This is a genomic window from Pseudoalteromonas maricaloris, assembly GCF_024746855.1.
Taxonomy (GTDB): Bacteria; Pseudomonadota; Gammaproteobacteria; order Enterobacterales; family Alteromonadaceae; genus Pseudoalteromonas; species Pseudoalteromonas maricaloris.
This window is the reverse complement of the sequence record NZ_CP024625.1, coordinates 3,158,140-3,180,981: the sequence shown is the minus strand read 5'-3', so window position 1 is coordinate 3,180,981 and position 22,842 is coordinate 3,158,140. Positions and strand designations below refer to the sequence as shown.

The following is a 22,842-nucleotide window of genomic DNA, read 5'->3' as shown; positions in this document are numbered from 1 at the left end:
CTGGCTCGTTACTCTTTTGCTAACACTGTGTGCAAACGGGAACGAGCCAGTAGATGGATGCGACAAAAGAATTTTTACCACTAAAAAGTTACCGAAAGGGAATTTTAGTGGCGGTAATAATACCCATCCTACTTGTCCTCGTCTTAGCTTACCATCTCTATCAAATTAAACTCGAACGCCAGTACAAAGTACGTTTTGGTCAGTATGAATATGTTTCTCAGCAGCTGAAACAAGAGTTTTATGCTGCACATGTCGTTCTTGATAGCATCGCCGTTAACCTAGCGCAGCCCATTTCTTTTCAAAAGCCACCAGAGTGGTTAGAAGATATTGAGCAACATCCTGAACATTATTATCATGCGTTACCAAACAATGGTGGAGAGATTGTTGGTCGTGGGCAAGTCAGTGAAGCGCTTTTTGCCACTAAACGATGGCAAACCGTATTGTCGCTTAATACCGCTTTTGATGCTGCGCTCGCGTTGCAGGGTGGATTGTATGCGGTCGCATACGTAGAAGATGACGGTTTTGCGTATGTTAAGCGTCGAGAAGCCTCAAGCAGCCATTTCATCACGCGGTTAGTTCAAGGTAAGTTCGAACCAGACTTTAGCTTGGGCAATATCGTCGTTGGTCCACCCGTGAAGTTTTTCGATAGACAAATGTTTGCGCTCGGTAAGAAACTATCAACGGTGGATAACGCTCATGTATTGATGATCTATGATAGCGATATCATTGATAGGTGGTTGTTAAACATCGGCTCCTTAGACGGTACAATGGAATTTAAAAACCAAAGTGATGAGATTATCGCGGGGGAACGCTATGATCACGACCACGATGGGCTTATAAATTCATCAGCACCATGGCAGTATGGACTACACTTTATTGCAAAACCCGCCAAAGAGCCTATTAGTTTAAACTATCATGAAAGCTATGAGCAGTTTGCCGCTCCGCTACAGCGGGAGATTTTGCTCGAACTCGCACTATTACTGTTTTTTATTCTTTTTACCTTTGTGACTATTGTATGGTTAAGCGGACAAATATTTGTCCGACCTCTAAAGCATTTTGTGAATTATCTATCTTTGCAAGAGCATACACCACAAGCCACTTTAAACTATCCCATCCCCTCAGAATGGCAACCTTGGTTTATACAAATCAAACAGGTGGTGGAGCAAAAATCGCGCTTAATGCATGCCCTTAAGCAACATAATCAAGAACTAGACGACGAAATTAAGCGTAAACAACAGGCATTAAAGCAAAGCTTTGAGGCAAAAGAGCGTCAAGCTGCTTTGCTAAATGCAGTGCTTGACTCTGTGCCCGATATTATCTATTTCAAAAATATAGACGGTTCATTCATAGGCTGTAATCGCGCGTTTGAAGAGTTTATGGGGGTTGATAAGTCGGATTTAGTTGCGAAAACACAACCTGAAGTGACATCTGGATTAACCATCTTACTTGAGCAAGAAGCGGCGATGGAGCGCTCGCAAGAACAAGTGGCAACTAATTTTGTCCTTGGGGCAAATACCTACTTTTTGACTATCACGCCATTGAAATCGGAGACTGGAAAGCTCATCGGTTGTTTGGGGGTTGCGAGAGATATTACTGCCGCACAAGAGGCATATAATGCCCTAAGAGACTCTGAAGAAAACTTTAGGGCAGCGACTGAGTTTGCACCTAATGGCGTTATTTTGGCTGCGATCAGCGGTAAAATTTTGGAGATGAACAAGGCTGCTAAACGTTACTTGTCACTTGATAAGAATACCGGAGAAAAGCAGCTGGAACGCTTGTTTGATGAACAAAACTGGCAAGAGCTGAAGCCTGTCTTGGCTGGGCTATTAAAAGAGCAAAAGAAAGTCGTTGAACACATGATTTCACAGTCGGGTAAGCACCGCTGGTTACAATTGAGTATTTCTTTAGTTTGGGATAAAAATAAGCGCCCTAAATATTACGTGATCCATATTCAAAATATCACTGGTCTGCTGTTAGCGAAGCAAGATGCCGAGCGCGCAACGCTTGCCAAAAGCCGCTTTATTGCGAATATCAGCCATGAAATTAGAACGCCAATTAATGCCATATTAGGTTTGGCGGATATGATCAAAAGTGAGGCGCTGACTCGAGTTCAGAATAAAAAGTTGCAGCAGCTTTCTGGGGCTGCAAACGAGCTGCTTACCATGCTCAACAGTATTTTAGAGTTTGCCAAAGTCGAAAGTCATCAAGGCACAATTCAATACGAGACATTTCAGACCTGCCATGTATTTACCACGATAGAATCACTGATTAAGCCTTTATGTATACAAAAAGGTTTGGAATTTGAGTTACAGGTCGACCCTCAAGTTTGGCCTTACCTGTACAGTGATGAAGATAAGGTAAAGCAAATCTTAGTAAACCTACTTGGTAACGCTGTAAAGTATACCAATCATGGTAAGGTTGGTTTGAAGGTAACGTTAGTTAATGATAGAGCTGCAAAACAAACCATAAAGTTTGCTGTTTGGGACACAGGAGTTGGGATCAAATCGCAAGAGATTGAACATCTTTTTGACGCATTTACCCAAGGTGATGAAAGCTTCACACGTCGTCACGAAGGCATTGGTTTGGGGCTTGCGATTGTGAAGCAAGAAGTTGCACTCTTAGGTGGCGATATTGCGGTTAACTCAACCCCGAACGAAGGAAGCTGCTTTTTCTTCGAATTGGTGCTAGATAAAGGCGCTTGTCCAGTCGTGGATAGTCACAAAGAAGTTTACTGTCTCACCACCGAAGCGCATAGCTTACCAAGCTATTTTGCAGGTCTTGCAGAACCTTTATCTGTTGAACGATTGCACGCGATGAATACTCAGCTCGACAAGTCTATTGTTGTTATTCCACCGGAAGCAGCGCTTGACCCCGCTTATGCGCTACCTGGAAATACTGCATTACTACTACATTGTGAGGGGGAATTTCCTGAGCAAAGTAACCATATTGCGCTTAATCAAAATGTGTTTTACCAATCAGCCTATACATGGCTTGCTGAATTTGCCCATATGACGCAAACCGTCGACAACGTGTGTATGCAGGTTGCCGGTGCGCTTTGCTTGGTGGTCGACGATAACAACTTAAATTTAGATATTACTGAAAATATGTTGAAGCAGAATGGTATTTCTACCATAGGGCTACAAAGCGCCGAACATATTGAGGAAGTTTGTCGCTCACTGCAACCCGACATCATCCTGATGGATATCCATATGCCAAACATTGATGGCTATCAAGCGACCAAGCAGATCAGAGCCGTGTGGTCTGAAACTGAGCTACCCGTTATTGCCTTGACCGCCAATGCAAGCAAAGAAGAGCGGGCGAAAGCCACAGCCGTTGGCATGAATGATTATTTGCTAAAACCAATTAATAGCACACAGGCGTGCAAGGCATTGGCAAGTAATATTTTCCAGTCAGATAAAACAGAAGAAGCTTTTTTTGATTATGAGTTTGCTTTATCACAAATGATGCAAAATGAAACGTTTTTGCAAACAATGTTAGATAAATTTGCTAAACTTTGCCATGATTACCTAGAACAGGTTGCTGAAATAGAGCAAGGTTCAGCATTATTCGAGTTAGCACACGGAATTAAGGGCGCTGCAGCAGGTCTGGGCTTTAAGCGACTAGCAAAAGTTGCGAAAGACCTTGAAACGCAAAGCAAAACGATCACAACAATAACAAATCGCACTGACTTGGATGTGTTAACAAATGCACTTTCACAGGTGGTGTGCTTTATCGAGCTAAAAAGGTAGCGTCATAAGATGCAGCAAGCTGAGCACATTTTTATTATTGATGATGACCCAATAAATAAGATGGTCCTAAGTAATACATTAGGTGATGGCCATCGGTTATCCCATAGCACAGACACTAAGTTATGTATTGATGAACTAAAAGCAAGCAAACCAGACCTTATTATTTTAGATGTGTTAATGGCTGACGGCGCTGGGTTTTCTGTTTTAGAGTGCCTAAAAAAGGATGCGAGCACTTACGGTATTCCCGTTGTCGTGATCTCCGGTAGTGTGAGCTTTAAAGATGAAGCACGAGGTTTGGAGTTAGGGGCCGTGGATTATATTACTAAACCCTTTAACCCTTTGATTGTAAAAGCCAGAATCAAAAACCATTTAGCAATAAAAAAGAAAAATGATCTGCTAGAAAAGCTAGCCTCTATCGATGGTTTAACGGAGTTGCCCAATCGTAGATATCTAGATGAAGCGATGAAATCAGCATTAGAAATCGCAAAAGCTGATGGCAGTGCGTTTACCGTTATGCTGGTTGAGGTGGACTATTTTAAAACGTTTAATGAGCATTATGGCTACATGCATGGTGATGATTGTTTATTTAAGGTCGCCAAAGCGCTAGAAGAAGGCGCAACCCGACGTTCTTTATTTATTGGCCGTTTTGATGGTACTCGTTTTGCGTTGGTGCTAACTCAGCATAATATCGATGTAATTAATGAGATAGCAGAAGCGTTGCATGACTCGGTTAATGCGTTAAAAATCCCCCATATTGCCTCACCGATATGTGCTCATGTGAGCGTTAGCATTGGTGCAGTTCATATTGAAAATCACTGTAGTAGTGAGCTTGGTGAGTTGATCAAAATGGCGGACAGTGCCCTTGCTGTTGCACAAAAGCAGCAAAGCACGGTATTTATTAAAGCACTATAAATATCTAAAGCCATATGCAGTGACAAGAGTGTATCTGCATTCAGACAATAAGTGCACCGCATAAAGCTTGGCTATGCTCATGCTTTATAGATCTTTAACCGAGTATTTTGTGCCTTTTGGTGTGGTGTTAGGCTTATTCTATGGATATACGGCGTAAAATAATTTGGGTGGACTGTATCGCGGCTATATCCGTGGGGTTAATCGTATTGCTTTTCCACTCAATGATTGGTGCGATCTATCATATACCTGAACAAACCATTATCTTTATCGCATTATCAAATCTGTTGTATGGCGCGTACTCTTTTAGCCTTGCCATTCAAAAAGCGAAGAACATAAAACATTTGCAGCTTTTAGTGTTCGGCAATCTTTTTTGGGCGCTAGTCTGCGCTGGAGTGGTTGTTCAGTATTTTAACGTTGCAAGTCTAATTGGTATTGCTTTTATTGTTTGTGAAGCTATGTTTGTCATCATGCTTGCCTATTTCGAATGGAAGTATAGGTATGAGCTGGTATCAGAGGACAGTTCAGCTTAATTGGCTGGGTTATTAAAGTTTGGCTTGGTTTTGTTTTTAACTTATTAAGATGACAAGAAAATAAGGAGTTGGCTACACACATCTGTGCGTCAGTTTGCTCAGATTATTCACCATCCTTGGTGCGATAAAGTATTACTGAATTTGCTTTAATGCGTTGTCGCCAAAGCCAACCAGTTGGTTGTTTTTGAATACCAATGGCGTGCACTCATCTTTTGTTACTTTGCCGTCTGAGTGTTTACTGTTGGTTGCATAGTACAGCACTTGATAGTTATCGCCGTCTTTTGACACCAACTCGCTAAAATCAGGGGTTGCAAACATGTCTTTTACTGATGAGTAAGACGCGCCCATTTCAAGGTTGGCAATCTTTTCACGATTTTTACGCTGTTTATGTTCCCAGTTAGACGAGTTGTATTCAGAAGCCCAACCGTGCTCTACTTCACCGTCGGATACAGCAACGATACAGCCTGATAATAGAGTAGAGCTAAGCGCAGCCACTAACATTAATTTTTTCATTGTTGTTTTCCTTTTTAATTTTGTTGCTGAGCAAATAATGCAAACAGCCATTTGTTTTTTGCTTGAATTATCACAAGAGTTGCAAACTCTTTGCCAATTAATAAAGTTTATAAATATCAGTTTGTTGTTGGTTTTTAATCAGTTTATAGTTGATGGTTTTCACTAATATTTAGCGATATCACTCACTAAAACAGTAATCTAGACCACTCGGTTTCTCGTTGTCCCAGCCACAAAACTTTCAATATTAATGACAATTTCGCCGACTAAACGTTCGATGGCCTCTTTACTTGCCCATGCCGTATGCGGTGTCAAAAGCAAGTTCTCACCTTGGTATTGAACGAGAGGGTTGCTTGCTTGTGCCGGCTCTTGTGTCAGGACATCCACAGCAGCACCAGCTATTTGCTCGTTAGTTAGTGCATCCACCAGCGCTTGCTCATTGACTATTCCGCCTCTTGCGGTGTTGATAAGATAAGCATGATTTGGAAGTAGGGCGAACTCAGCACTTGAAATCAGGTTTTCTGTTTCAGCGGTAAGCGGGCAGTGAATCGATACAATATCCGCAATCTGCAGTGCTTCTTCAAAAGCCATTCGTCCTGCTCTAATCTCAGTTACGCCTCTACGTTCGGCAACAATTACTTGAGCTCCAAATGCTTGCGCGACTTTTGCAACGGCTTCTCCTAACGTTCCATGGCCTACGATCACAAAGTTTTTGCCTGCAATTTCGTTGATACTGTAATCCAAACGACAAAACATGTCACTTTGCTGCCAAAGCCCTGCATGGCAGTCTTGCTGGTAACGATGAATATTTGTCATTAAGTTACCAAGCATAGTAAAGGTGTGCTGCACGACAGAAGGGGTCGAATAACCAGCCACATTGGCTACCGCAATTTGATGAGCTTTTGCGGCTGTTAAGTTGATGTTGTTGACGCCTGTGGCTGCAACACAAATCAATTGTAATTGTGGTAACGCCGCGATTGTTTGTTCAGTTAACTGTACTTTATTGGTGATGATGACTGCTGCATCTTTACAGCGTGTGATGATGTCCTCACTGGATGTGGTGTCGTAAGACGTTAATGTGCCTAGTTTGGCAATGGGGGAAAGATCGGTTCCTGCAAGGGTTTTAGCGTCTAATACCACGATTTGCATTATTTTTATCCTTTTCTTGACTTTGGAGTTAACTCTAAGGTTTATACTTGTGATGTCGACTAGGATAATCTTCAGGACTTGGGAGTGTAAAGTGGTAAAGATTGGTGAGCTGGCAAAGCGGCTTAACGTATCAACTGACACGTTAAGGTATTATGAAGCAAACGATCTCCTACACCCTTGCACAAGGAGCGAGGGTGGGTATCGGTTGTTTGATGAGCAAAGTGAAAAGCAAATGCGATTTATTCTTCGCGCGAAGGAAGTGGGTTTCAGCCTCAAAGAAGTGCAAGACTTGCTGAAGATAAAGTTTGAAAAACATCAGCACAGTTGTGAAGAAGTGAAAACACTGACTATCACTAAACGGGATTTAGTGAGAGCGCGGATCGCTGAGTTACAAAAATTTGAACAATCGTTATCGACGCTAGCAGAGCAATGCTGCGGCGGTAAGGAAGCGGCTGTGAGCTGCTCGATTTTAACGGCCTTGGAGGCTATCGATGAATGAACTGATAGTAAATTTTTGGCAGCTATTTTTAGTATCTGCCCCGTGGTTACTGCTTGGCCTAATATTGGCCGGGTTACTTAATGTATTTATTCCAAAAGATTTGTTGCAAAAGCATTTAGGGAAAGAAGGATTTTGGACGACGATAAAGGCAGCACTGATTGGGGCGCCGATGCCGCTTTGCTCTTGCGGCGTTATTCCAGCTGCAGTGGGACTGAGAAGAGCGGGCGGCTCAAAAAGTGCGACAACCGCATTTTTAGTCTCAACGCCTGAAACTGGCGTGGATTCTATCTCGGTTTCTTATGTGCTACTTGGTCCTTTTATGGCAATAATTAGGCCAATTGCGGCTGTGGTTAGTGCAATTGCGGCTGGGTTGCTCGTTGGCAGTGAGAAAGATGATAAGCCTGTGTCGCTAAAGCACCTTAATACCTCAGAAGAACCAAGCGCGACTAGCGGTTGTTGTGACGCTAATCATCACTCAGAGCCAAAGCCTGCTGAAAAGCATCACAGCCATGATAGCTGTTGCGCCAGCACTAAAGTGGAAACCGCAAAAGTAAGCTCAAGCTGCTGTGCGCCTGCAGGCCCTCAATTAGCAATGGCAGGGGCGAATATGTCTTGTTGTGATACTCCGGAGCCTACCGTAACCAGTTGTTGCGATGCTTCATCAGCCACGACAAGTTGTTGTGAGCCTGCCCCCGTACCTGAAAACCAAGGGGTTTTTGGTAAAATTGTAGAAGCTGTTAAGTTCAGCTGTAATCAATTACTGTCCGACACCGCAGTTTGGCTTCTTATCGGTTTATTCTTTGCCGCGTTAGTGCAAACTTTTGTGCCTGAGTCTTTCTTATCTCAATGGGGCGACGGTATTATTGCCATGCTAGTGGTTATTCTTATCAGTATCCCAATGTATATTTGTGCCACTGCTTCAACTCCAATCGCTGCGGGTTTATTAATGGCTGGTGTTTCACCTGGTGCAGTATTGGTATTTATGCTCGCAGGTCCTGCAACTAACATCGCCACAATTGGGGTGGTAGGTAAAGAATTAGGGCGTCGTGCCGTGTTTGCCTATCTGGGCGGCGTTATCGGAGTTGCGCTTATCTTTGGCTATTTAACTGATTACTTAGTTAATACTTACGGTTTTGTAGTAACGCCGATGATAGGTGAGGAGCACGAAGTGCTACCACATTGGTTAACAGTATCGATGGGCGCATTATTAGCAGCACTCTTACTAAGATTAGCTATACTCAAATTAGGTAAAGTTGTTAGAAGATAAACAATTGTGGTACTTTTTACCGTATTACAATTGCATGACGCTTAAGCATTTAATGTCCCAAATTGGTGTATCGCCTTGGTGGTCAGACATGAAATGCTTAGCGTCTGTTTATTTGACACGATAGAATGCGTTCCAGTATTCGTTAATCCGACAGTTTGAGAAGTAGAGTGGATAAATACGCTGACATTAGACCGTATAATGATGATGAAGTAGTGCCAGCATTGGCACGTCTACTAGGTGATGATCAATTCATTGATGTGATCGCCAAATATAACCTGCCAGCTTGGTTGAATGCCTGGCCTGCTATTGCACGTCCACTCGTAAGAATGAAACTAAAAAAGAAGTGGGGAGATTTTTGTACGATTGAACAAGTACAAGATGAAGTGGCGTACTATCTACAAATTTTAATCAATAAAACGACGTCTAAAGTGACTTATTCTGGCCTTGAAACATTGGACTCGAATACCTCGTATTTATTTATTTCAAATCACCGTGATATCGTATTAGACCCTGCGCTTGTTAACTGGGGCTTGCATCAGCAAGATATGCGTACGGTGCGTATCGCTATTGGTGATAACTTACTACAAGTACCTTATATCACTGAGCTTATGCGCCTTAATAAGAGTTTTATAGTAAAACGTTCGGCAAAGGCGCCGAAAGAAATGCTAAAAGCATTAACCCAGCTTTCTGCCTATATTTTTGACTCATTGAGTGAAGGTAACTCCATTTGGATTGCGCAAAAAGAGGGGCGTGCAAAGGATGGAGTAGATCAAACCGATCCAGCACTGTTAAAAATGCTACAGCTCAATGGTCGCAAACAGAAGCTAGATTTTTCAGAATATGTAAAGCATCTCAGGATAGTGCCCGTTGCCATCTCCTATCAATATGAGCCATGCGCGGTTGCTAAGGCTAAAGAGCTATACCATAAAAAGCAGTTTGGCCAATATGTGAAAGCACAAGGCGAAGATATTGCCAGCATTGTCGAGGGCTTTAGTTCAGATAAAGGCCATGTGCATATCGCATTTGGCGATCCTATCACTGCGGATGTTGAAAACCCAGATGAGCTGGCGAATGTCATTGATAAACAGATTTTAGATTTATACTATCTGCATTCAACCAATCATCTAGCAGCAGGTGATGATGCACAAGTTAGTCCAGAAGATAAAGAGGACTTTATCTCTAAACTAGAGTCTGTACCGGAAGAGCTGAAGCAATTGGTGTTGAGCATGTATGCCGAACCACTGCGTCGCAAAGGCATTTAATAGCAGTGAGCAAGCGCAACCGTGGTGTTAAGTGGTTGCGCTTTTGTTCGGTTAATTAAGAACTTTATGATAATAAACGACTTCCATATCTCCTAAAATATCTTTGTGAAGCCCTTTTTTCACATAATTCATCCCAAGTTTCTGCATAATTTTGATGGATCCAAGGTTCTCTTCTTCAGCGATAGCGCTCAAGTGCGTCAAGGTAGGATTGGCTGCTATTAGGTCTGGAATAATATGTTGTGCGGCCTCTGTTGCAAACCCTTTGCCCCAAGAGGCTTGTTTAAAACGCCAACCAAGCTCTAAATCCTGATCGTTTCTTTGTTCTGAAAAGAAATTAGCAGGGCGAACCAAAATCCAACCAATAAATGCCTTGTTTGGCAGCTCGAAACAACCCCAAAGCCCCCAACCTTTGATCTCATCGGTAAACTCGGTTAAACGTGGAATATATACAGTTTTTACTTCTTCAAGTGAGTTAGTCTGACCGCCTGTGATGTATTTCATTACCTCAGGATCGCTATCAAGATCGGCGAGCAGCTGTGCATCTTGTGAGGTGAGTAGGCGATAACTCAGTCTTGCAGAATCCTTTACTTGCATTTTTTACTCCTAGTGAAACCCAATAAAACTTTAGAGTACAAAAGCTTATGTCATGAGTAAAGATGTTGCATAAGTTTGCATAGACGCCAGCCGAGCGCTTTACTAAAATACGCCGGCATTTTTAGATGGGGAACAGAGTGAATAATTCAGTACTAGCGCTTAGACAGCGTCAAATCGCTGCGGCTCAACGCGAATATAAGGCAAGGGGATCAAAGCTTGCGCGTTGTGAATGCTGCTTATTAGCTACGACTCTATGTATTTGCGACAAAGTCGAAGTGGCCAAAGCAGACTGTGCGGTGTGTTTACTTATGTATCATAATGAAAGCTTTAAGCCCTCCAACACCGGACGCTTGATTGCCGATGTGATCCCAGATAATCATGCCTTTCGTTGGGACAGAACTGAGCCTGACGCTGCGTTATTAGCGCTTCTTTTGGACGAGCAATATGCACCAATAGTCGTTTTTCCAGAGCAAGGCGTGGAGCCTGAACGGGTAATTACTAAGGTGACTCGCACTGAAAATAAAACACCACTATTTATCTTTTTGGATGGGACATGGCGTGAAGCTAAGAAAATGTTCAGAAAGAGCCCCTACCTCGATAGTTTACCTGTGTTATCCATCGCCCCTGAAAAGCTCTCGGATTACAAGCTACGAGTCGCGCCGCATGAACATCAGCTTGGTACGGCAGAAGTTGCCTGTGTGTTGTTTGCCGAATGCGGCGAGCAGGATGCGGCAGATAAATTAACCGCGCATTTTATCGATTTCAGAGATGCCTACTTAAAGGGTAAGCGCAGTAAACTGTAGGCTGAGCCCTAACCGTAGGTCGAGGTTTATCTCGACAAAAAAACCACATTGTTTACGCTGCATGGCGAGTAAGACGATGGTAGATCGAGATTTATCTCGACAAAAAGCTGCATTATTTACGAAATACAGCAAGCAAGATGCCGGTAGGTCGAAATTTATTTCGACAAAAAGCTGAATTGTTTACGAAATACGGCAAGCAAGATGCCGGTAGGTCGAGACTTATTTCGACAAAAATCTGAATTGTTTACTAAATGCGGCGAGCAAGATGACGGTAGGTCGAAATTTATTTCGACAAAAAGCTGAATTGTTTACGCGGTACGGCAAGCAAGACGGCGGTAGGTCGAGATTTATCTCGACAACACAAACATCTCGACAACACAAACGTAATATCACGCGATAAATAGGAACAAAATAAGAAGCGCGCGACCCATTGCTGAGTCGCGCTTACGGAATCTTCTAAATGCATCCTGCAAAGTTGAGTAGTTCAACGTCCTGAATCTTTCCTCTTCCATGGCATCGCTTGGTGTTCTCGTTTTGCGAATAAAGGCATCTTGCCCTGTGTCCATCTTCCTTTTACACGTCCGCTGTCTTATCCATTGCCATCCACTTGCTAAGAACAAGCCCTTGTTCTAATTGTCCCTATTTGCTACTTTCCAAAATAGCAGTGCCAATCATCACTTTTTTACCTTGACACTTGGTAGCCTGAACGTGTTGCTTCAAGCTAGGTGTTGCACTGTTAATTGCAACAATTGGCATCTCCTAAGCCACATTTTACCAGTACATCCGATGTACCTTCCTTCCTCATCCTTAACCACCTGCATATCCAATGCAGTAACGTTATCCCTCAACGTTTAGCCTCTCCCCTGAAGCAATCCTTAGGCTCGTCATGAACCTTTAATCCCTGTCCTTTAATGTAATCACACCATGTGACATACAATCTCGCTCGCTTTTCCCTATATTCCTTTAAGTGGGTGCTTATCCATTAGCAAATCCTGCCCTGAGCGTATCCCGTGTATCCTTTATCTCTCTTCCTGAGATGTTGTTAAGTATAAGCAGACTAAAAAAAATCGGGAGCGGTGAAATTCAATCTTTTTTGCGCCTTCTTCTAGTAATAATTAATAACTTATTATTTTTTAATTGCTTACTGTTATTTTGAGTGTTATTTCAGCGCATCTTTACTCAATTTCTGGTAGCTAAGTGAGATATATCTCACAGGTAATTCTCCCGTTTTCTACAACGCTAATTTTATCTTGAGCGTAGTTTCAAATATTCAGGGTGTAAAACGGCACAATTACAGGTAGAATTAGTTGATAATAATTATTGTTTACCTAATGGAGTCTTTATGAAAAAAGCACTTGTTACTATACTGGCAACGCTTACTTGCCTACCAGCAATGGCTGCAGAGGAAGTTAATATCTACTCGTTTAGACAACCTTTTCTGATCCAACCTATTTTGGATGACTTCACCAAGCAAACCGGTATCAAGACCAATGTGGTTTTTGCAAAAAAAGGCTTAATCGAGCGTGTTAAGCGTGAAGGCAAGCATAGCCGTGCTGATCTCGTACTCACTTCAAACTTCAGTGCGCTAATTCAACTTGAAGACGAAAACCTAACACAAGCAATTAACAGCGAAGCTGTAACCAAGAATATCCCAGCGAACTTCAGAGATCCTGAAGGTCAGTGGGTTGCGCTTACTAAGCGTGTACGCAATGTATATTCTGCAAAAGACCGTGTAGGCAAGTTAGATGCGCTTACGTATGAAGCGCTAGCGGATGAACAATACCGCGGTAAAATTTGTACACGCTCAGGTAAGCATCCCTATAACCTTGGTTTAGTGGCGTCTATGATTGCCCATCATGGCGAAGCAAAGACCAAAGAATGGCTTGAAGGTGTGAAGAAAAATTTAGCTCGTAAGCCTCAAGGTAACGACCGTGCACAAGTCAAAGCAGTAAAAGAAGGACTGTGTGATTTGGCCATCGGAAACAGCTATTACTTCGGTAAGATGATGGAAGATGAAAAGCAAAAAGCCTGGGCTGAAGCGGTATATATCAACTTCCCAAATCAACAAGATCGTGGTTCTCATATCAACGTTTCTGGTGTTGTCTTGACCAAGCACGCTAAAAATACAGAAAATGCCTTGAAACTCATTGAGTTTATGACCGACAATAAGGCGCAAAATATGTATGCGTCGATGAATATGGAATACCCGGTTAAACCTGGCGTCGAGTTATCGAAACTTGTGGCATCTTGGGGTGAGTTTAAGGAAGACAGCCTACCATTGTCAGAGATCAGTAAATACCGTCCGTTAGCGCTTAAGCTAATCGATGAGGTAAAATTTGACCTTTAATGCAATTATCATTTTCACTGTCTAAATGGCAGAGTTTTGCGTGGCTGATAGGGCTTAGCCTATCAGTCCCGCTGATGTTTTTAATCTTTGAGTCGCTACAACCTGACTCCGAAGTCTTTGCTCACCTTTGGAACACCGTTTTGTGGGACTATGTCCGCAATACGATTTGGCTGATTGTAGGTGTATGCATCCTTTGCGCTTTAATCGCGCTACCACTTGGCTGGCTAACCGCGTACTGTGAGTTTCCTGGACGGCGCTTTTTCGAATGGTCGTTGATGCTACCCCTTGCGATGCCAACCTATTTGATTGCTTACGTGTATACCGATTTGCTGGATTACGCTGGGCCTGTACAAATAGCGCTGCGAGAGTGGTTTGGCTGGCAATCTCCAGATGATTATTGGTTCTTTGATATTCGCACTTTGTCAGGCGCTATCGTGATGATTGCACTGGTGCTTTATCCTTATTTGTTTTTGATTTTTAGAACGGCGCTAAGAGAGCAGTCGTTTAAGCTGGTACAAGCCAGCCAATTGATGGGCAAGTCACCTTCACAGAGCTTCTTTAAGATAAGTTTACCTTTGTCGCGAGGCGCGATTGTGGCAGGGCTGGCACTGATCGCCATGGAAAGCATGGCAGATTTTGCAACCGTACATTACTTTGCCGTGAGTACACTAACCACCGCCGTTTACGATACTTGGTTGGGTTATTATTCACTTACTGCTGCGGCTAAAATTTCAGGCATCATGCTACTGTTTTTATTTTTAGCCCTAACACTGGAGCGAGTAAGCCGCCCAACTCAGGTAGTGCATGAGCGCCAATCGAGTGTTAACAGTACCACGCTTTATCATCTTAAAGGCGCGCAGGCTTGGTTCGCTAGCGCTTTTTGTTGGCTTATTCTTATTGCGGCTTTTATCGTGCCTACATGGGTGCTTGCAGATTACGCCGTCGACTATTTTGAACAAGCTTGGAATGACGACTTTTTCTTGTATGCGTGGCAAAGTTTAAAAATAGCGTTTTGGGTAAGTGTGGTATTAATTATCATGAGCATGCTGGTGGTGTTTAACCAGCGAGTTAGCAGTGGTAAACGCGTCACGCTGCCGGGTAAGCTTGCGAGTACCGGATACGCGCTACCGGGCACTGTGCTGGCAATTGCAGTACTTATTCCACTCACTTTATTAGACGACAAGCTAAATACTTGGCTTGAAGGTACTTCATTTGAGCCTGGTTTGCTGTTCAGCGGGACGATTTTTGCACTGGTTTTTGCTTACGTTGTACGATTTTATGCGATTGCGCAAGGCGCGGTCGAATCGAGTTATCAGCGGATCAGTCCAAGTCTAGATATGGCAAGTTTTTCGTTGGGTCGCAATCGTTTCAAAACCATGTTATCAATACATTTGCCATTGCTGCGTCGCGGTATTTTAACCGCAGCACTGTTGGTTTTTATTGAGTGTATGAAAGAACTTCCAGCGGCATTGTTATTACGACCCTTTAATTATGAAACACTGGCAACACACGTTTTCCAATATGTGAGTGATGAGCAGCTGGAGTTGGCTTCTGTCTCTGCGTTATTTATTGTGTTGGTTGGTTTAATTCCGCTTTATGTTGTAAACCGTTCTATGGAGCAGCGAAGTTAATGCATAGTTTAGTGCTTGAAAATCTCTCTTATCGTTATGACGGTGAAGCCGTTGTGGATAGCCTAAATCTGACCGTAGAACAAAACGAGATTGTTTGTTTGCTTGGTGCCAGTGGTTGCGGTAAAACGACCACGCTGAAGGCGATAGCGGGCTTGATTGAACCATTTCAAGGCTCTGTGAGTATTTTAGGCAAAGCCATGAATGGTAATGGCACTTTTGTACCTCCACAAAAACGCAATATTGGCATGATGTTTCAAGACTATGCGCTATTCCCACACCTCACTGTGGCGCAAAATGTCGCGTTCGGTTTAACCTCAAAAAGCAAGCGTGAACGTCAAGACCGAGTAGCTGAAATGCTCCATTTGGTGCAGCTGCAAGACTATAGCGACCGTTTTCCACACGAGCTTTCAGGTGGCCAACAACAACGTGTCGCAATTGCGCGAGCACTGGCGTACAAGCCAAATCTGTTGCTGCTTGATGAGCCGTTTTCAAATATAGATGCTCAAGTGCGGTTTCAGTTAATTAACGATATTCGCCGTATAATCAAAGATCAGCAAGTTTCCGCGATTTTTGTTAGTCACTCGAAAGAAGAAGCTTTTGCCTTTGCCGATCGGTTGGCAATAATGGATAAAGGGAAAATCGCACAAGTGGGCGAGCCGAGAACGTTATTCCAACGACCAAAGAGCAAAATGGTTGCCGAGTTTTTGGGTCAGGGAGTTTATATTCCTGCACAACGAGTGAATGGCGCTTCGGTAGAAACCCAATTTGGTGCAGTAAAATCACTCGTTGAGCTCGGTAATATCGACGCGAAGGGTGAAATGTATGTGAGGCCGCAGCACATTACGTTAGAAAATGCCGAGCTTGGCAGCGTTAAAATACTCAATCAGCGCTTTATGGGAACAGAGTACATTTACCGTGTTGCATTAGAGGGTCAAGAGCTCGAAGTACCGCATCCAGCGCATGAACCGCTCGACTTAAATCAACCAATCTCTTTAAAAATTAAGGCACATGCTGTAAATTTCTTTTCTTAATAGCAAATGAATAAACGCAGGGAGTAGAGCATGGCGCTTGCCCAATCAGGTGTGTGTGCTGAAGCCAATTTGCACGGCTTACACTTGTTCTTCAATGTGCTTGAAGGGCAAGACGAGGCGCTAAGAGCGGCGCTCGCAAATTGTGGACGCTTGCAAGAGGAGTTGGAAGACAGATTCTCCGAGTCTATGCTGTCGAGCTTTGTCGCGGTTGGTGCGCAATACTGGCCACACATTTATCCTGAGTTTATTCCTAAAGAGTTAAAAAGCTTTCCACATATTGTTGAGGCTGAGCACACCGTGCATACTCAGCCTTTTGACTTGCTTTACGTGATCCGCTCCGACCGAGAAGACGTTAATCATATATTTGCTCAAAGTGTGCTACACATGCTAAATGGCCTAGTCGAAATGGTGGCACATGTGCGCGCCTTTCGTTTCTTAGATGGTCGTGATTTTAATGGCTTTATTTATGGTGCAGACATCCCTAGAGGGCGTAATAAGCGAGAAGTTGCACTTGTACACAACCCAAATGCAGCCGACCACCTTGGTAGTTACATTCACGTACAGCGGGTGAAGTTTGATTTATTGCGCTGGCAGGCGTTGCCGCTCGCTGAGCAAGAGCAATTAATGGGGCGTACGCGTCTCGACAATGACCTAATTGAAGATTGCGAACCCTGTAATCATGCGGCATTAACCGAATTGAAAGACGCAAATGGCAATGCGCTACTGCTTAACCAAAGCATGCCGTTTGGTGATGTATTTGAACAAGGAAGCTTGTCGCTAAGTTGCAGCGCCAAAGGCGATGCTTTCGAGCAAGTACTAAGAAGCCGATTGGGGGAAGGGGATGAATACGACCCCATATTGGATTATTCTAGTGCCGATATGGGTTCTGCGTTTTTTGCACCCTCACTAGAGTTTTTGGCGGTGATGGCAAAAATGCCAGAATAAGTTATCTGGCACTTTACATCTCCAAAGCCCATCCATGCATGGGCTTTGACTTGTTTCGTAAGCGTTTTTCCCCGTTACAACATATACGGGTTTTTCGCAGGTGATCCGTTACTAACTACAGGCCTTGATTGAATATCCTCTAGCTTTTGTAAAATGTCTTTTAGCTGTTGCTGCTGGACTTGTTCAGCGCTTGAGTTTGCCAAGGTATTTGTTAGCAAAGTGGTGACGGCTTCAAGCGCTTTTGCACTGCTATCATCAATGTGATTGTCGACTTGAATATGCGGTTGTGCCACCGCTTCTAAGCGCTCAGACAGGTTTTCAAATAACGTATTTTGCTGCTGACCTTGTTGGCCCAATGCTTGTTGTATTTGCGCTTGGGTGCTGAGCAAGTCATTGAGTTTGCCAAGGTTAGTGAGTAGCTGCTCGTTGTTCGCGGTGTGTTTGATAGCGTTTTGCAGCCCCGCAATTTCCTCAGCGACTTGTTGCTGTGAAGCTATCAATTGTTTTAGCGGTGTAGCGTAAGGTTGCTGCGTTAAGGCCTCACGTAGCTCAGTTAACTGCGTGGCAAACTCTTGCTCATTAAGCACTTGAGCCAATTGTTGCAATAGCGCACTGTAATCAAAGCTAAGCTGCTCTTTGTCGAGTTTAGCGGCGATTTGCGAAAGGGATTTATTGACAAAGCTTAGCTGTTCAACTGCCAATTGCGCAGGGCTTCCCTCATCGCTATTGCGGTGCAGGCGGGCATATTCGGCCTTGATTTCATGCCAGCGCGTTGCTTCTTCATCCGTTAAGGTACCGCGTAATTCAGCCAGTTTCAGTAAGTTTTCTTCGCTGCCTTTGCTAAGCGTTTGTGCTTCACCGCGATAGTGATCTTGAATTAGGTTTTCAAGTTCACTGTCATTCATGGCAGCAACCACCTTTTCAGCCATCTTATTCATGTTCCGGTAACTGCCTTGTAGCTTAAACGGCGGCTCGGTTCGATAGTTATCATCTTGCGCTGCTGAAGCAATATATTGGGCATTTACTTTGAGCACGGTGTTGCGGATGGTGAGCAGCTTTTTCAGTACGCTGACAACTTCATTCACTTGCGCTTGAGAGTAATTAAATTCCAATTCATTGATGGAGATGTCTTCTCCGTCGGCAATGCGTACTAGCTTGTACAAGTCTTCCATACCACGATTAGCAAGTGGCGCAAGCACTGCATTGGAAGTGAGCGTATTTTCAATAAAGCTCATGGCAAATTCTTGTTCGCAGCCACTGAGGGTGTCACCGAGGTTGTAAATATCCGCACGGTTGGCAAGCATATCTGGGATCTTAAAGGATTCACCGGATTCGGTGTAGGGGTTTCCTGCCATCACAACGGCAAATTTTTTGCCTCTCAGGTCATAAGTTTTACTGCGGCCATTCCACACACCGTCTATGCGTCTTGAACCATCACATAAAGAGATGAATTTTTGTAAAAACTCGGGGTTGGTATGCTGAATATCGTCAAGGTACAGCATCACATTATTGCCCATCTCAAAGCTTTGGTTGATCTTCTCAATTTCTTTTGCGGCGGTCGCGTTGATGGCTTGAGCAGGATCTAAAGAGACTTGGTCGTGACCAATGGATGGACAGTTGACCTTAACAAAGGTGAGTCCTAAGCGGTTAGCCACATACTCGATTAACGTGGTTTTACCATAGCCCGGTGGGGAGATAAGCAGCAACATGCCCATTAAGTCGGTGCGTTTATTGTTTCCTGCAGCCCCTATTTGTTTTGCTAAGTTATCGCCAATAATAGGGAAGTAGACTTTGTCAATCAGCTGGTTACGTACAAATGAGCTTAGCGGTCTAGGTTTAAACTCATCCAATTGCAAGCGCTGCTTTTGCGCCTCAAGCACTTGTGCTTTTAACTGTTGATACTGTTTGTAGGCCGGAACATGAACCGTGAGATACTCGTTACTACGGGCAAAAAAGTCTGCGTAATCTAGGCGTAACACTTGGTTCTCGATACGTGGGTGTTGGCCCATTAAACCTGAAATTTCGGTTTTTATTTCGGCTTCTTTGACTTGGTAGGTGATATCTAACTGGGTGGAAAGCAAAATGCAGTTAGCGGCCTCAAGCAAGGTCTCAGCACTTTCATTTTGCTTACTGCCATAGGCGCGCAGCCAGCTGCTTAACAGGCGGCATTTGTCCGCAAGTTTAGTCAAATGTGTTAATGAGTCTTCAAGCTGTTGCCAAACGCCTTTGGCCTTTGCCATCGAGATAAACTGCTCGCTGGTGTGTTTTGCAGGTGAAGCCAAATCAAATTGTCTCGGCTTAACTTGCTTGGCAAGGGCTTTAATTAAGTAAGTTGCGCTTAACTCGCCTGAAAAGCGGTGTAGCTCGGTTAAATAGCTCGATAAATTTTGTTGGCAAAATGCCGTGATCTTTTCACTCAATTCTTTGCTTAGCTGTTGGCTAAAACTATGGTCATCTAACTTCGTTGCCATCAGCTCTGCTTGTGTGGCCTGAAACGCCAATTCAGCTAGCTCAGCCTTGCTTTGTTGAGTATAAAATAGCTGTGCCGCAATTCGACAGCTAGCAGGGTAGACGAGTAACTCAAGCTGTCGTTTTTGTTTTAGTAAATTAGCTAAGATCAGGCTGGCATCTTGATCATGAATGCCTTTTTCATAGCCTTCTTGATATCTGGGTTCTGCAAATTTTTGTACGATGGGCAGTAAACTTCCGTCATCAACGGCAAGTTCTAGATCTGCTTGACTAAAGTCGTTGCCGTCTTGCTCCGCAGCTGCTAATACTTGAGCTGCAAGGTACTCGCCTCGATATAAGTGACGATTTTCTGAGATCAGGTTTTGCTGCCAGTATGTGCTTGCGTCATTGAGTTGTTGATTGACAGTGGCGTCAGGAATAGTATCGAAATACTCAGTGCCGGTGAGGTGTAACATCAGCTGTTCACCACGAGGCAGCAAAGTCAAATCAAGGATTTGTTTATTGAAACTAAACGCATGTTTGCCGACTTTAACGGTATTGCCACCATCAATGTAAATATCTTGCTTGTCTCGCAAAGCGCGGATTGCTTGATCTTTGCAGGCCTTGAGTTTGGCTTGAATATCATCCGCCTTCACTTCATCGCTTAGGCGCTTTAGCTCTTGCGTTAAATCACGCAGCTTGCCAATCATAGGATCGGAGGCAAAATAGCTATTGATGTCGTCTAAGGTTTTAAAACTTTGCGAGCGTCGATTCACCCCCTGTAAAATACGCTCAGCAGCGTTTGCTAGGCTTAGTGCTCGGCGCTGTCTTTCGTCGATGAGCTGCTGTTTATGCGCCTCAAAGCTTTCATAAACGTCATCACGTTTAGCCAAGATCTCCGTTAAAAACTCATCATACTGACTAAATTGAGACTCGAGCTCTTCTAATTGGATAAGTAAGCGAGAGAGCTGATCGTCACATTGCTCTGGGGTTTTGGCAGCGCTTAGACCGCTGGTAATACTTTGGCTGAAAAGCTTAAAGCGAGCCGCGAATTCGGCTTTTGCTTCAACACTGCCCACGCTCTTTTTCTGGATTTCTAACGCTGCTTTGGCGCGGTTTACTTGACCATAAATGGCGCTGACATCTTCCAAAATTTTAGTGCGAATGCGGCTATCGTCAATGTCGAGATCCAGCATGGTATGGTTGAGCAAATCAAGTTCAGCGCTCAAGGTTTCCAAGGTTGCCAAAAAGCCGTTAAGCTCGGTGACACTCTCTGTCTGTGCTCTGGCTTGCTCTAAGGAGTCTAGTTGCTCGTAGTAGGGCGCCAAAGCACTATCTTGCTGCAAGAACTCCGCGGTTTTATGGCTTAAACTCAAGGTTTGCTCATCAATCTGCTGCAGCATGACAGATAGCGCGCCAAGATTGATATACTTCACTTCTTCAAGGCTTATCACTTTGCCTTTCAAGCGTTTGAGAGATTCTAAGCTCTGAACGAATTGCTCCGCTGTTTTAAAGCTATCAGGTCTCACCTCGCGAAGCACATCTTGCATGGCTTGCTCTATTTCCGCTTCTGCGCGCCGAGCGTCGGCCTCAATTTGGCTTACCTTTTCAAATTCGTCGAGTACCTGCTCCGAGGTTTCAAAAATTTCATGTAGTTTTGCTGTGACATCTGCAAAGTCCGCTTCGGCAAGCCAATGATAGCGGTCTAGGATACTGCGGGTGAGGGCAATTAAATCTTCATAATGAAAGACCGTGGGGCTTTGTTCGTTAATGGCCTTGAACACACTGTATAAATCAGAAATCGCGCGTACTAAATCCGGGTTGCCGATCCGGCCAAATAAGCCGGTTGCGCGAGGGGCTTGTGCGGCAAACTCGCTGCCACAAAATGGGCTTTGCCAGATTTGAATAGGGTGCACGCGCTCAGGCTCAGGCTCTGCTTTAAAGGTTAGCGCTAAGCCATCGTCATAAATTCCATAGCCATGACAATAAATAGGATTTTGCAGGTTTTTCTCAATAATATTGTAAGAGAAAAGTGCGTAGCGACCCTCGTTTGGTTCGTAGAAGATATACAGTACATCTTCACCATTGGGTGATTTGATCTGGCGATGGAAAATTAAATCGTCCAGTTGGTCGTCAAAATAGCGTGTTTGCCCAGATTGTAAATAATAGCCACCAGGAAAAATAATTCCTTGGTTCTCAGGTAATTGAACACAGGCACCACCCAGCGCATCTTGGCGCAATACCTGTTGGGTGCGGCAATTATAAATAAAATAACGCCATTGTTTTTCTCGGTAGGGAAGTAACTTTAACAACACCATTTCGCCAACTTCGGCAAAACGTAAATCGCAATCTGCGAGTGATTGACTGGCGTCATCAACGGCTTCTTGATAAATACCTTCACCGCTTTGGGTATTGTTTTCTATTTTTACGGTGAGTTTGCCACCCGATACTTCAATAAACACTTTGTCGTTTACATTAATATGTGGGTGACGGCCTTCGACGTGATCGGCGCGGTCGGTTTTTTGCCATTCAAAGTCAAAGTTTTCCACTTCGCCTATGTCACGCTCTCCTCGATTATCAATATAATCTAAGGTTTCATCTTTGGCGATTTGCCAGCGGAACACACGAACATCGGAGAGTTTTTCGCCAATTTGAAATAGCGCAAAGAGCTTGTTTGATTTAACAAATAGGTGTTGTAGCCGGGTGTCTTTGTAATATGTGTATAGTTCATCAAAGTCCCGTAAGAAACGTTGATCAGTGAGGAATTTGGTTTCTTGCGGGTAAGGTTCTATTTCGTAATGATCTTCTTGCAAGTGTAGCTTTTGTACGGTGAATACATCGCTGACTTGGGTATTTTGTTTAAGCCCCATAAAGACATTATAAGCAAAGATAAGCTTGTCGCCGATCAGTACGATGTCGCGCGGTACGCAGTTATGCTCAGTACGAACTCTTGCTCGACCTTTCACTTTAAGCTCGGTGCTGCCAAAAGTATCAACACGCTGTTGGTTGAGTTTATCTATTTGACTTTTCAGTTCGCTGCCAAAGTTACTAAGTCGGCGTTTAATCAGTTGATAAGAGTCTTGTTCGAGCGTTCGCTCTGGCGCTTGTTGCGTTGCTTCCGTCATTCTTTGCTTTCCTATGTGCGCTGTCGCAAATGGGGGAGAG

15 protein-coding genes are annotated in these 22,842 nt (G+C 43.8%); 11 read left to right on the top strand and 4 right to left on the bottom strand.

Annotation, left to right across the window (positions count from 1 at the left end; genetic code table 11):
- The first annotated feature begins 107 nt into the window (after positions 1-107).
- From CTT31_RS14050 to CTT31_RS14040, 3 genes are all read left to right on the top strand, one after another.
- Positions 108-3,749 carry a hybrid sensor histidine kinase/response regulator gene (locus CTT31_RS14050; RefSeq protein WP_260491466.1) on the top strand — a complete coding sequence of 1,214 codons (3,642 nt, stop codon included), beginning with the start codon at positions 108-110 and terminating at the stop codon, positions 3,747-3,749.
- Between the two features lie 9 nt (positions 3,750-3,758).
- Positions 3,759-4,661 carry a GGDEF domain-containing response regulator gene (locus CTT31_RS14045; RefSeq protein ID WP_010372328.1) on the top strand — a complete coding sequence of 301 codons (903 nt, stop codon included), beginning with the start codon at positions 3,759-3,761 and terminating at the stop codon, positions 4,659-4,661.
- A gap of 191 nt (positions 4,662-4,852) precedes the next feature.
- A complete protein-coding gene (locus tag CTT31_RS14040) occupies positions 4,853-5,191 on the top strand; it encodes a hypothetical protein (protein ID WP_138556349.1) in 339 nt (112 codons plus the stop codon).
- 132 nt (positions 5,192-5,323) lie between these two features.
- On the opposite strand, the gene CTT31_RS14035 is transcribed toward CTT31_RS14040, so the two are convergent.
- Together CTT31_RS14035 and CTT31_RS14030 are read right to left on the bottom strand one after the other, a co-directional pair.
- Positions 5,324-5,704: a DUF3192 domain-containing protein gene (locus CTT31_RS14035; protein ID WP_010606064.1), complete on the bottom strand. Its 381-nt coding sequence runs from the start codon at positions 5,702-5,704 to the stop codon at positions 5,324-5,326.
- A 198-nt stretch (positions 5,705-5,902) separates the two neighbouring features.
- Positions 5,903-6,850, bottom strand: a complete 948-nt coding sequence (locus CTT31_RS14030; RefSeq protein ID WP_260491464.1) for a D-2-hydroxyacid dehydrogenase — start codon at positions 6,848-6,850, stop codon at positions 5,903-5,905.
- A gap of 91 nt (positions 6,851-6,941) precedes the next feature.
- Here CTT31_RS14030 and zntR point away from each other — a divergent pair, with 91 nt between their 5' ends.
- The 3 genes from zntR to CTT31_RS14015 all read left to right on the top strand — a co-directional run bounded on the left by zntR (position 6,942) and on the right by CTT31_RS14015 (position 9,878).
- A complete protein-coding gene (zntR, locus tag CTT31_RS14025; protein ID WP_010606066.1) occupies positions 6,942-7,349 on the top strand; it encodes a Zn(2+)-responsive transcriptional regulator in 408 nt (135 codons plus the stop codon).
- Positions 7,342-8,616 (top strand): SO_0444 family Cu/Zn efflux transporter, encoded by a 1,275-nt coding sequence (locus CTT31_RS14020; RefSeq protein ID WP_260491463.1) that lies wholly within the window; start codon positions 7,342-7,344, stop codon positions 8,614-8,616. Before zntR ends, CTT31_RS14020 begins: the two co-directional genes overlap by 8 nt.
- 167 nt (positions 8,617-8,783) lie before the next feature.
- Entirely contained in the window at positions 8,784-9,878 is a 1,095-nt protein-coding gene (locus CTT31_RS14015; protein WP_260491462.1) for a 1-acyl-sn-glycerol-3-phosphate acyltransferase, read from the top strand.
- 51 nt (positions 9,879-9,929) lie between these two features.
- On the opposite strand, the gene CTT31_RS14010 is transcribed toward CTT31_RS14015, so the two are convergent.
- Positions 9,930-10,472 carry a GNAT family N-acetyltransferase gene (locus CTT31_RS14010; protein ID WP_260491461.1) on the bottom strand — a complete coding sequence of 181 codons (543 nt, stop codon included), beginning with the start codon at positions 10,470-10,472 and terminating at the stop codon, positions 9,930-9,932.
- A gap of 137 nt (positions 10,473-10,609) precedes the next feature.
- Between CTT31_RS14010 and CTT31_RS14005 the strand changes: the two genes are divergently transcribed.
- From CTT31_RS14005 to CTT31_RS13985, 5 genes are all read left to right on the top strand, one after another.
- Complete coding sequence (locus CTT31_RS14005; RefSeq protein WP_260491460.1) at positions 10,610-11,275, top strand: tRNA-uridine aminocarboxypropyltransferase; 666 nt, start codon at positions 10,610-10,612, stop codon at positions 11,273-11,275.
- 1,342 nt (positions 11,276-12,617) lie between these two features.
- Complete coding sequence (locus tag CTT31_RS14000; protein ID WP_010372304.1) at positions 12,618-13,622, top strand: Fe(3+) ABC transporter substrate-binding protein; 1,005 nt, start codon at positions 12,618-12,620, stop codon at positions 13,620-13,622.
- On the top strand, positions 13,622-15,253 hold the full coding sequence (locus tag CTT31_RS13995; protein WP_260491459.1) for an ABC transporter permease: 1,632 nt from the start codon (positions 13,622-13,624) through the stop codon (positions 15,251-15,253). Before CTT31_RS14000 ends, CTT31_RS13995 begins: the two co-directional genes overlap by 1 nt.
- Positions 15,253-16,284 (top strand): ABC transporter ATP-binding protein, encoded by a 1,032-nt coding sequence (locus tag CTT31_RS13990; protein WP_260491458.1) that lies wholly within the window; start codon positions 15,253-15,255, stop codon positions 16,282-16,284. The genes CTT31_RS13995 and CTT31_RS13990 overlap by 1 nt, the downstream gene beginning before the upstream one ends.
- A gap of 30 nt (positions 16,285-16,314) precedes the next feature.
- Positions 16,315-17,229 (top strand): Dyp-type peroxidase, encoded by a 915-nt coding sequence (locus CTT31_RS13985; protein ID WP_260491457.1) that lies wholly within the window; start codon positions 16,315-16,317, stop codon positions 17,227-17,229.
- A gap of 74 nt (positions 17,230-17,303) precedes the next feature.
- On the opposite strand, the gene CTT31_RS13980 is transcribed toward CTT31_RS13985, so the two are convergent.
- Positions 17,304-22,802, bottom strand: a complete 5,499-nt coding sequence (locus CTT31_RS13980) for a DNA repair ATPase (RefSeq protein ID WP_260491456.1) — start codon at positions 22,800-22,802, stop codon at positions 17,304-17,306.
- Positions 22,803-22,842: the final 40 nt, after the last annotated feature.

Excerpts from the sequence above, each read along its gene's own strand:
- CTT31_RS14045 (WP_010372328.1), top strand. The coding sequence starts at position 3,759 with ATGCAGCAAGCTGAGCACATTTTTATTATTGATGATGACCCAATAAAT.
- CTT31_RS14035 (WP_010606064.1), bottom strand. The coding sequence starts at position 5,704 with ATGAAAAAATTAATGTTAGTGGCTGCGCTTAGCTCTACTCTATTATCA.
- CTT31_RS14030 (WP_260491464.1), bottom strand. The coding sequence starts at position 6,850 with ATGCAAATCGTGGTATTAGACGCTAAAACCCTTGCAGGAACCGATCTT.
- CTT31_RS14020 (WP_260491463.1), top strand. The coding sequence starts at position 7,342 with ATGAATGAACTGATAGTAAATTTTTGGCAGCTATTTTTAGTATCTGCC.
- CTT31_RS14010 (WP_260491461.1), bottom strand. The coding sequence starts at position 10,472 with ATGCAAGTAAAGGATTCTGCAAGACTGAGTTATCGCCTACTCACCTCA.
- CTT31_RS14000 (WP_010372304.1), top strand. The coding sequence starts at position 12,618 with ATGAAAAAAGCACTTGTTACTATACTGGCAACGCTTACTTGCCTACCA.
- CTT31_RS13995 (WP_260491459.1), top strand. The coding sequence starts at position 13,622 with ATGCAATTATCATTTTCACTGTCTAAATGGCAGAGTTTTGCGTGGCTG.
- CTT31_RS13990 (WP_260491458.1), top strand. The coding sequence starts at position 15,253 with ATGCATAGTTTAGTGCTTGAAAATCTCTCTTATCGTTATGACGGTGAA.
- CTT31_RS13985 (WP_260491457.1), top strand. The coding sequence starts at position 16,315 with ATGGCGCTTGCCCAATCAGGTGTGTGTGCTGAAGCCAATTTGCACGGC.
- CTT31_RS13980 (WP_260491456.1), bottom strand. The coding sequence starts at position 22,802 with ATGACGGAAGCAACGCAACAAGCGCCAGAGCGAACGCTCGAACAAGAC.